This window comes from Kitasatospora sp. NPDC051914, from assembly GCF_040680995.1.
In the GTDB taxonomy this organism is placed as follows: Bacteria; Actinomycetota; Actinomycetes; order Streptomycetales; family Streptomycetaceae; genus Kitasatospora.
On sequence record NZ_JBFAXX010000119.1, the window covers coordinates 1 to 10406 of the forward strand.

The 10406-nt window shown below is 76.1% G+C and carries 6 protein-coding genes; 4 read left to right on the forward strand and 2 right to left on the reverse strand.

Going from position 1 to position 10406, the window contains the following annotated elements; all coding sequences use genetic code 11:
• The first annotated feature begins 224 nt into the window (after positions 1–224).
• Genes AB0M03_RS38410 through AB0M03_RS38420 form a run of 3 tightly spaced genes read left to right on the forward strand, consistent with a single transcriptional unit; the run spans position 225 to position 3858 of the window.
• Entirely contained in the window at positions 225–1532 is a 1308-nt protein-coding gene (locus tag AB0M03_RS38410; RefSeq protein ID WP_363501049.1) for an AAA family ATPase, read from the forward strand.
• Positions 1529–2170, forward strand: a complete 642-nt coding sequence (locus tag AB0M03_RS38415) for a hypothetical protein (protein ID WP_363501052.1) — start codon at positions 1529–1531, stop codon at positions 2168–2170. Before AB0M03_RS38410 ends, AB0M03_RS38415 begins: the two co-directional genes overlap by 4 nt.
• The gene (locus AB0M03_RS38420; RefSeq protein ID WP_363501055.1) at positions 2167–3858 is read left to right on the forward strand and encodes a hypothetical protein; all 1692 of its coding nucleotides are present in this window, start codon (positions 2167–2169) and stop codon (positions 3856–3858) included. The genes AB0M03_RS38415 and AB0M03_RS38420 overlap by 4 nt, the downstream gene beginning before the upstream one ends.
• 13 nt (positions 3859–3871) lie before the next feature.
• Here AB0M03_RS38420 and AB0M03_RS38425 read toward each other — a convergent pair whose 3' ends face one another.
• Complete coding sequence (locus tag AB0M03_RS38425; protein ID WP_363501058.1) at positions 3872–5125, reverse strand: RNA-guided endonuclease TnpB family protein; 1254 nt, start codon at positions 5123–5125, stop codon at positions 3872–3874.
• Between the two features lie 161 nt (positions 5126–5286).
• Here AB0M03_RS38425 and AB0M03_RS38430 point away from each other — a divergent pair, with 161 nt between their 5' ends.
• Positions 5287–8361 carry a bpX6 domain-containing protein gene (locus AB0M03_RS38430; RefSeq protein WP_363501061.1) on the forward strand — a complete coding sequence of 1025 codons (3075 nt, stop codon included), beginning with the start codon at positions 5287–5289 and terminating at the stop codon, positions 8359–8361.
• Positions 8362–8785: 424 nt separating this feature from the next.
• Here the strand turns inward: AB0M03_RS38430 and AB0M03_RS38435 are convergent, their stop codons facing one another.
• The gene (locus tag AB0M03_RS38435) at positions 8786–9892 is read right to left on the reverse strand and encodes a right-handed parallel beta-helix repeat-containing protein (RefSeq protein WP_363501063.1); all 1107 of its coding nucleotides are present in this window, start codon (positions 9890–9892) and stop codon (positions 8786–8788) included.
• Positions 9893–10406 lie beyond the last annotated feature (514 nt).

Consider the following 10406-nt stretch of genomic DNA (forward strand, 5'->3'; position numbering starts at 1 on the left):
CGGTTCCAGTCGCTCCCACTGGCCGTTCGTCAGATCACCACGTCCCACGGACCGTGATCATCTACGACCTTGATCCGCTTTCGCAACAGGCCCTAGGGTGCCGGGCATGTTGTGGGCGGCCGGAGCGAGTGGGAACCGGCGTCGCCGGTTCCCCGGCGGCCCGTCGGAGCTGGGCGGAAACCCGTTGGTGGGGCGGTGACGGCGGACCGTAGACTCCCGTGATCGTGACCGACATACCCGCCGCCGCGGCCTCGCCGACCCCCGCGACCCCGCAGCCCGCCGTGTCCCCGTCGATCCCGGCGGGCACGTCGACCGCGCCGTCCCCGGTGCCCGGCCAGGGCGGTGCGCCTGCGCACGGCGGTGCGGGCACGGCCGACACGGACCTCGTGGCGGCCGCCGTCGCCGCCGCGGGCCGGGGCATGGTCGACCGCGAGGTCGTCGCCGAGGTCGTGGCGCTGTGTGCGGTCGCCGGTGAGCACCTGCTGGTCGTCGGTGCGCCGGGCACGGCGAAGTCCGAGGCCGTGCGGCGGGTCGCCGGGCAACTCGGCGGGCGCTACTTCGAGTACCTGCTCGGTCGGTTCACCGAGCCCAACGAGCTGTTCGGGCCGGTCGACCTGCGACGGCTGCGCGAGGGCCGCGTCGAGTTCGAGACCGGGGGCATGCTGCCCGAGGCCGACATCGCCTTCCTGGACGAGGTGTTCCTCGGTTCCACCGCCGTCCTCAACACCCTCCTCGGGCTGCTCAACGAGCGGGTCTTCCGCCGCGGCGGCACGGTGCTGGCCAGCCCGCTGAGGGTCTGCGTCGGCGCTGCCAACCACTTGCCCGAGGACCCCGAGCTCGCCGCCTTCGCCGACCGCTTCCTCGCCCGGCTGTTCGTCGAACCGGTCGCCGACGCCCGGCTGGAGGAGCTCCTCGAAGCAGGACACCGCCCGGCCCCGGCCCCGGTCTCGCTGCCGCCGGCCGGCGGTGCGGCGCCGCACGGCGCACCCGGCCGGCCCGCCGACCTGCTCGGTGCCCTCGACCGGCTCGCCGCCGCGGCCCGGGCCTGCGACCTCACCGAGGTCACCCCTGCGGTCGCCACCGCCCTGCGGCGGCTGCGCGCCGCCGGAGTCCCCGTCAGCGACCGCCGGGCCGTGCGCTCCCAGCGGCTGGTGGCTGCCGCCGCCGTCCTCGACGGACGGGACCGCGCCACCACCCGCGACCTGTGGGTGCTGCCGCTCATCGCCCCCACCGCCGACGCCCAGGCGCTCGCCCGCGACACCCTCGCCGACCTGATCGAGAAGTCCGCCAACCACAACCTGGTGCACGCCGCCGAGGAGATGTCGCGCAGCGCCCACGCCCGGGCCGAGCGGCTCGCGCGCTCCGCCGCCGCGCTGCTCGCCGAGCACGGCGCGCTCCCGGGCGGCCCGGACTCGCGGCTGCGGCTGGAGGGCGTGCTGCGCGAGATCGACGCGGGCTTCGATCCGGACGACCTGCCCGCCGTGCTCGCGGGCGTCCGCGCGGACCTGGTCGTGGCGGTCTCCCCGACGTGACCACCGCCCAGCCGTCCGTTCCCGCCCGGCCGTCCGGCCCCGGCAGGGCGGTCATGCCCGGGCCGCCGGTCACGTCCGGCTCGGCCGCGGCTCCCGGGCCCGTCACCGCTCGCGGCTCGGCCGCCGAGCCGGTTTTCGCGCTGCGCTGGGAGCGGCGCGAACCGCCCCTGCCGCCCGCCGCGGTGCTCGCCCTCGGCGACGCCGTACCGGCCCTGGCCGCGGCGACCCGCGCCCGGCTGCTCGCCGGCGTGCGGCTCGGCACGCTCGCGGACGCGGGCGCCCTGCTCGTTCTCGGCGCCGCCGACGACCTGCCCTGGGCCGACGGTGCCCGCTACCTCGGGCGCGACGGCGAACTGCTCGTCCCCACCACGGCGCGCCCGCTGCCCGCGCCCGCCCTGTGGCCGGCCGCCCTCGGCGCCCGGCGCGACCAGGTGTGCGTCCTGCTGCCCGGGCACGCGCTGGTCGCCGACCCGCCGCCGCCCACCACCGACCCCTCGGCGCTGGACCGCTTCCTCCCGGCCGAGCCCGACGCCGAGCCGGAGCCCGACACCGAGCCGGGGCCCGACGCCGCCCCCGCCCCTGGACGCGCCCCCGCCCCCGGATCCGCCGAGCAGCCCACCGGGAGCCGTCCCGCATGACCAGCGCCCTGCCCTCCGCCCTCGCCCCCTGGTCGGCCTCCCTCGTCGCCCTCACCCCCGAACTCGCCACCGCCCTGGGCCCGTTGCTGCGCCGCCTGGACGCCCTGGTCGCCGAGCACGAGCCGGCCGCCCGGGCCCAGGGCGCCCCGGACGGCCACGGCGGCCTCGCCCGCACCGGCCGCCCGGACCAGCTGCTCCCCTCCGAGTGGCTGCTCGCCGACGAGTTCCCCGACGAGTTCCTCCGCCGCCTCGTCGACGGCGAACTCCTCTACCTCGCACCCGGGTTCACCTTCCCCACGCCGACCGGCCGGACCGTCGTGCTGGCCGACACCGGCCCGGATCAGGCCGGCGCCGCCCGCCTCGTCCAGCTCGCCGCCCTGCTCGTCCTGCACCGCAGGGCCGCCGCCCGCGGCACCGATCTGCGGGTCGGCATCCTCGGCGACCTCTCCGGCACCTGGCTCGGCGGCGACCCGGAGGACCTGCTCCCGGCCTGGCTGGAGGCCCGCCGCCGGAGCGACCCGACCCCCGAGGACGTCCGGCACGCCTGCGAGCTCCTGGAGGACGGCGACCGCGCCTGGGTGCTCACCTCCGAACGCCTCGCCGCCCTCCTCCCGGCCGGCACCCGGGCCCTGACCGCCCGGCCGGTGCAGTGGGACGCGAACGGCGCCACCGGCGTCGAGGTCCGCATCACCACCGGCACGGCCGCCCCCACCACCGCGCTGCTGCCGCTGCCCGCCCCCGACATCGCCGTCCGGGCGCTGCGCGGCGCCGGGTTCCGCCGCGCCGCCCCGGTGCAGGCGGTGCTGCCGACCGGCGTCAGGGGCGGCGCCATGCCGGTCTTCACCACCGACTCCCGCACCCTGCTGGCCCGCGGCCGCGACGCGGACGTCCTGCTCGCCGTGCACCTGCCCGGCTCCGACCGGCAGGCCACCGCGGTCCGCGCCCGCCGTCACGACCTGCCCGGCCCCGCCGTGGCCGCCGGCCGCAACGGACGGCGGCTGATCGTGCTCTGCGCCTGGGGTCGCCAGCTCGTCCCGTACGTGAGCGGGCGCCGGTTCTGCGAGCGCGGCGAGTACGTGGTCCGCGACAGCGCCGCCCTCGGGCTCGACCGCGCCGGCCTGGACGCGCTGCTGGCCGAGCCGGTACTGCCGCTGCTGGTCGACGGCCGGTTCCTGCGGCTGCCGGTCGCCGGCCGCTGGTGGCGGATCGGCCCGGACGGCGAGGCCCAGGACGACGGGCCGGTCGGCAGGCAGGCGGCGGACCTGCCCTACGACCGGGCCCGTGACGCCCGCCTGTACGAGGGCGACCTGCCGGCCGGCGCCGCGCAGGCACGCCACCTGCTGCACGGCGCCGGCGCCGTCGCCTGGAGCAAGGACCGCCGCACCTGGGACCTCGTCGACCGCGACGGCGTCCACCAGCTCGTCACCTTCCGGGAGCAGGCGGACGTGATCGGGCTGGTCCACGGCGCCGAGGGCGCCGCCCTGATCACCGCCAGCCGCAAGGACGCCGTGCTGCGCCACGCCCGTGCGAACGGTCGGCGTACCCTCGCCCGGCTGTCCGGCGGCAGCGGCCGTCCCGCCCTCCACCCCACCCTGCCCCTGATCGCCGTGCCCAAGGGCCCCGACCGGATCCTGGTCGGCGAGGCGGACACCGGGCGGATCCACCACGTCATCGGGAGCGACCATTGACATCCTCCCCGCCCTAACGGACGGGGATTCCTCCCGCGCCTGCCGCACGGACAGCCGTGCATCGCAGGTCGCCGAGGTGGGTTCCCCGTTCGACGGGCCGTGCCCGGCGTGGGATCGCCACACCGGGACTGACCGGCCCTCCAGGGGCGTTTAGCCTGTCCGCCCGCCCGGCGGCCAGGATGTTCCGAGCGGCATTGAGGTCACGGTCATGCAGCACACCACACGCACCACACGCCCACTCGCGCACCGCGAGGGGCTTGGGACCGTCACGGTGCCCGCACGCCGAGCAGAGCCGGGAGGACGGGAACGCGCGGTGCACGACACCGACGTACCGGCCGCGGCGGGCCGCCTTCTCCTCAAGGAGACGCCGGAAGGTGGACCAGCTGGCGTCGTGGACGGACTTGGCCAGATGGCCACGGCCGAGGCCACGCACGTTCAGGTCCTCCAGGTAGACGGCTTGGTTTTCGCCGATCAGCCTGGTGGTCTGCTTGTGCAGCCAGTCCATGCGGGTGTCGGCCACCTTGGCGTGGGCCTTGGCGACCTTGATGCGGGCCTTCGCCCGGTTCTTCGACCCTTTGGCCTTGCGGGCAAGGTTGCGCTGTGCGGCCTTGAGCCTCTTCTCGGCCCTGCGCAGGAAGCGGGGATTGTCGATCATGCTGCCGTCCGAGAGGACGGCGTAGGTGGTCAGCCCCAGGTCGATGCCGATCTCGGTGTCCAGAGCGGGCAGGACCTCCGGCTCGACGTCCACCACGAAGCTCGCGTGGTACCGGCCTGCCTGGTCCAGCACGACCGTCACGGACGACGGGTCGGCGGGCAGCGCACGGGACCACTTCACCCGCACGTCGCCGATCTTCGCCAGGTTCAGCCTGCCGTTGCTGCGGATGCGGAACCCGTTGCGGGTGAACCGCAGGCTCTGCCGATTGTCCTTGCGGGACTTGAACCGGGGCAGGCCGACCGGGCGACCGGCGCGTTTGCCGGACACCGAGTCGAAGAAGTTCCGGTAGGCGGTATCCAGGTCCCGCAGGGACTGGATCAGCGGGTCGACCCCGACCGAGGCGAGCCAGGCCCGCTCCGGGGTCTTCTTCGCTGCCGTGATCACGGACTTCTGCAGGTCCGTGGCCTTCGGGTACGGCAGGCCCGCCTTCCGGGCTTCCTTACGCGCCGCCAAGGCGTCGTTGTACACCACCCGCGCACACCCGAACGTCCGGGCCAGCGCAGCGCGCTGACCCGCCGTCGGGTAGATCCGATAGGAGTACCGAAGGTGCACGCGACGAAGCTACCGGCAGGCACTGACAACAGATCACGCCAGAACCTCCGAAGATCACTCCGCCGCTCCGCGGTCCCGATCCAAGAACCCTCCCCCACTCTCCGGGCGGGGGCACCCCCATCTCCCCGGCCTGAAGGCCGGGACATCCTGGGAGATAACAGGTGAGCACCACCGACGCGCCCGGCACCGCCCGCCCGCCCGCGCCCGGGGACTTCCGCGGTGCCGTCGAGGCCGCCGGCTTCGTCCTCGACACCCCCGTCACCGGGCCGGCCGAGGCCGCCGCCCGGGCCCTCGCCCACTGGCAGGACGGCGCCGAACTGCACCGGCTGCCCGACGGGCGCTGGCTGCTCACCCTGGCCGCACCCGTCACCGTCCGCGCCGACCTGGCCCCCGGCCTGCCCGTGCGCCGCACCGCCGGCGCGCTGGTCGCCGTCGGCACCGACGGCACCGAAGCCCCCGCCGGGCACCTGCTGCTCACCACCGGCGGCCGCGTCGGCGCGCACCCGACCGCCGAACTGCCCGCCGTCGACCCGGCGGACTGGCTCGACCCCGGCGGCCTCACCGTCCACCGCCTCGGCCCCGTCGGCACCCCGCCCGACCCCGCGCCCGTCGTCGACGCCGTGCCGCCCCCGGCCGCCCCCGACCTGCGCGCCGCCGCCGGACTCGGCGCCCGCTCGGCGTCCGCCGGCCGGCTGCTCGGCGAGTCCGGGCGGCCCCGGCTGCTCGACCGCCTGCCGGTGATCACCCTGCCCCGGCTGCGCCTGCGCCGGACAGCCGACGGGCCGCGCTTCGCCCGCCGCGGGCCGTCGCCGAAGACCCCGCGCCGCGGCGCCGCCCTGGCCGGGCTGCTGTCGCCGAGCGGCCTGGGCCAGCTCCTGCGGTCCGCGCTGCGCGGCGCCCGGACCGCCCTGCGATTCCTCATGAACCTCGCCGGCGCCGCCCTGATACTGATCGGCCTCGTGGTGATCCTGGTTCGGATGGTGAACGGGCTCGCCTCGGGCGACGCCGGATCCCCGTACACGCTGTTCGGTCTCGTCCTCCTGGTGCTCCTCGCCCTGGCGATCCGCGCCCGGCGGCAGCAGGCCGGGGTCGCGGCCGGCGGCGCCGCAGGCACCGGCACCCCGGGGGCGGCCGCCGGCGGCACTGCGGGCGGCCGGCCCCGCCGCCCCATGCTGCGCGGCCTGCTCGCCCGACTCACCCTGCGCAGCCCCGCCGCCGGCCTGGTACGCGGCCGCCACGCCCGCTACCTGCAACGCCTCGACCGGGCGTTCCGGGAGAAGCGCTGGGAGGACGCACTGCGGGACGCCATCCAGCTCGGCGCCCCCGGTGACGGCGACCGGCAGGGCTGGCTGAGCCTCGGCCTGCCGTCGCGCTACACCGGCGCACTGCGCGCCACCCCGGGCGTCGCCGTCGCGGGCGGCACGTCCGCGCTCTCCGGCCTCGACGTGCAGCAGTACCTCACCGGCCTCTACCGCGCGGCCGCCGAAGCCCTGGAACGCGAAGGCCGCATCGACGAGGCCGCGTTCGTCCTCGCCGACCTGCTGCACCACGCCGGCGAGGCGGTCGCCCTGCTCGACCGGTACGGCCGCACCGCCCAGGCCGCCGAACTGGCCGAGGGCCGCGAACTCGACCCCGACCTGGTGGTCCGGCTCTGGTGGCGGGCCGGCGAGCGCGACCGCGCCGTCCGGACCGCCCACCGGCGCGGCGCCTTCGCGCTCGCCGTCGAACGGCTCACCGCCACCGACCCGGCGGCGGCCCGCGAACTGCGGCTCGCCTGGGCGGAGCACTGCCGCAGCGCCGGCGACCGGATCGGGGCCGTCGAGGCGGTCTGGCCCGAGGAGGAGCTGCGCACCTCCGTGGTCGCCGACCTGCGCGACGCGGTGGCCCTCGGCGGCCCCGCCCAGGGCCGGGCACTCGCCCACCTGCTCGCCCTCGGCGCGACCGGCGCGACCGTGCAGCTCGCCCGCGCCGTGATCGACGGCAAGGAGCGGGCCGGTGCCGGCGGACGGGCCGCCCTGCTCACCGCCCTGTCCGAACTCCCGGCCGCCGACCCGGTGGTGGACCGCGAACTGACCACCGCCGCCGCCCGTGCCGCCGTGCGCGACGGCGGCTTCGGCGCACCCGCCGGCCAGGGCACCGACCGCGCCCGCTTCGACCGCCTGCTCGCCCGCGCCGACCCGCTCGCCGCCGCCGACCTGCCCCGTCCCGTCCAGCCCGGCCGGACCGGCGGACGGCCGCTGGAGGTCACCGCCGCCGACCGCCCCGGCACCCTCCCGGTGCTCGACGCGGCCTACCTGGACTCCGGTGCCCTGCTGGTCGCCTGCGGCCAGGCGGGCGTGCGGCTGCTCACGCCCGACGGGCGGACCAAGGCGCGCTGGGACACCCCCGCCGACCGTCTGGTCCTCGCCGACCACGGCGGCAACGCCCTGGTGGTCGCCGACCACGGCCCGGTCACCGAGATCTCCCGGCTCGACCTCGCCACCCGGACGCTGCGGCCCTGGACCACCCTGCGCTCCACCGCCACGCTCGGCACCTACGACGGCCGACAGCTGATCGGCGTCGACGCACAGGGCCTCGTCGTGCTCGACACCGCGGCGGACCGGCCCACCGTCGTCTGGCGCGAACTCGGCGGCGGCAGCGCCCAGGGCGACCAGCGCCCGGCCGGCCCGCCGTCCCGCACCGCGGACCGCTGCTCGGCCATCGTCCTGACCCGGCCCCACTTCGGCACCGGCTTCACCGAGTGCTGGACCTGGGAGCTGCCCGGCTGGCGGCTGACCGCCCGGGTCGCCCTCACCGACGACGAACTCCGGTCGGCCGACGCCTTCGTGGGCCTCGCCGCGCTCGCCGACGGCGGCCGGCTGCTCACCACCGCCGACCGCGAGGCGGGCCGGACCACCCTGCGCTGGTTCGGCGTCCCCACCCCGGGCCCGCTCACCGTCGACGGCCTCCCCGTCGCGCCCCCGCACACCGACGGCGACGACTGGGCGCTCACCGTCCCCGCACCCGGCCCCGGCACCGCCGGCCTCACCGTCCACGCCGCCCGCCGTCCCACCGACAGCCCGCTCCTGACCCTCCACGTCCCCGCCGCACCACCCGGCCCCGACGGCCGCCCCACCCCGGTCGGCGTCCGCCGCCACGCCACCGCCGCCACCTACTGGCACCGCAGCGGCCGCATCCTCGCCCTCGCCGCCGACGACACCACCGTCCTCGCCAACCTCCGCATCACCGCAGACTGACCGGGCCGGTCCCCCGCCGCGCCCGGTCGGGACCATCGCCGCGGGTCGATGGCTCGATCGAGCGTTCGGGGGCTGCGCCCGCTGTCCAGAGCGGACAGGGTGCGGCGGGCAGTGGAGTCGGACGCCGCTGCCCCAAAACCCGCCACCGGCGCCCCATCCGTGCCGGCAGGTCGCGACCCTCGGCGCTCAAAGCGAAGTCCGGAGCTCTCGGACGCTGCGGGGGTGCTCCGCTTCGGAGGCCGCGCCGATGACGTGCAGGTGTCTGCCGACCGGCCGAAGAGCCGGTGGAAGGCCGCGCAGCCGGTCGGTGATGGCCTTCAGCTCGGCGGAGCGCTCAGCGGGGACCGCCGGTGCGCAGCCCGGGGCCCGACTGCCGGCCCGGACTGTCAGGGCACCGGATAGGAAGAGCGGGAGGCTTGTGGGGTCAGCAGCGGCCGACGGGTTCGGAGACCGAGCAGTGGTTGCGGGCGAAGGAGTTGGTGCTGTCGCCCTCGCGGTCGACCAGGTCGGCCGGGGAGTTGCCGACCGCGTTGTTGGTCGCGACGGTGTTTCCGGTGTTGGCCACGCCGACCAGACTGTGGAAGAACACGATGCCACCGGACATCGGCGAGGCACCGACGTTGTCACGGACCTGATTGTCCGTCACCGAGACGTCCTCGGCGCCGGTGAGGAGGATGCCGGTCCCCTGGATGTGAGCGAGCCGCCCGCTGGGCGGGCAGTACTTGTTGTTGGCGACGACCCGGTTGCGGGTGACGCTCAGCGCGCCTGCCCGGGGCACGGTCTCGTCACCGACGATGAAGACGCCGCCGCAGTTGCCGTGGATGTCGTTCTGCTCGACGCCGAGGTTGCGCAGGCGGCGGACGGTGACGCCGATCCGGTTGTCGGTGAGCCGGTTGCCGCTGACCACGGTGCCGACGGTGTCGATCGCGCCGCCGCTGCTGTCGCCCTCGGGGTCCACGATGTTGGCGAGGAAGATGCCGGACTGGCCGTTGCCGGTCGACTCGTTGCCGACGATCACGGCGTGGGTCGACTTCTCCTGGCTGATGCCCTGCTGGCCGTTGTCGCGAATGTGGGTGGCGCGCACGGTCATGCCGTCGGTCGCGGTGGCGTTGATGCCGTTCTTCTGGAATCCGGTGACGGCAAGAGCCTCGATGGTGATGCCGCCGAGCGGGTTCTGGTCGGTGCCGACGACGCAGATGCCGTGCCCGGCGGCGGCGCAGACGGTGTCGCCGGCGGTGCCGTCTGCGGCGTCGCCCGGGGTGATGACGCTGTTCGGACCGGCGCCGCGAAGCGTGAGGCCGGCGGTGGTGATCCGGACGCTGCCGCGGTATGTGCCGGGGAGCAGCTGGACGGTGTCGCCGGGGCCGGCCGCGTCGACGGCTTGCTGGATCGATTGGCCCGGCTGGACCACGTGCAGGCCGCCGGCGGCATGAGCCGACGGCACCGCGCCCACGGTGGCCAGGACGGTGGTGAGGGTGGTCGTGGCGGCGGCAGCAGCCGCCGCGAGGTGATGGACCCGTCGCGTGGGCATGAGTGGTGACCTGCCTTTCTTGCCGTGCTCGCGGGGACGCCGGCGTGGTGATTACGGGGCGTAATGGATGACGACCGGTGTGGCGGCCGGTCGAACCGACGCTATGGGCGCCGCCCGGGGCCCGCCACCAGGGCTGGACCATGGGGCTGACGAGGCGTTGGCCGATGGCGTGAGTGCGGCCGTCCGGGGCAGACCGGGCGGGTGCGGTGCAAGTGGGCTCCACCTGGTGTGCACGCGTGGTAACGCCACTCGTTCGGGTCTGGTGCGCTCACGCGAAATCCCTGGATGCTCCAACTCGCTACTATCCGGGGAGAGTCGGGAGCGGTTCTCTCCGAGTGGCGCGGCTCTGTGCAGGAGGGCCCGGCGCACGTCCCAGGCGGCATCGGAGCGCGGCGCAGTCGTCGATGCTGGCCCTCATTCCGCTGCCACGGACAAGTTGACAACACCGGGCAACCGGTACGAATGTCTGAATCGCGAACTGCCGGACGGTTTTCAGGTTCCGGCCGCGCGGTGG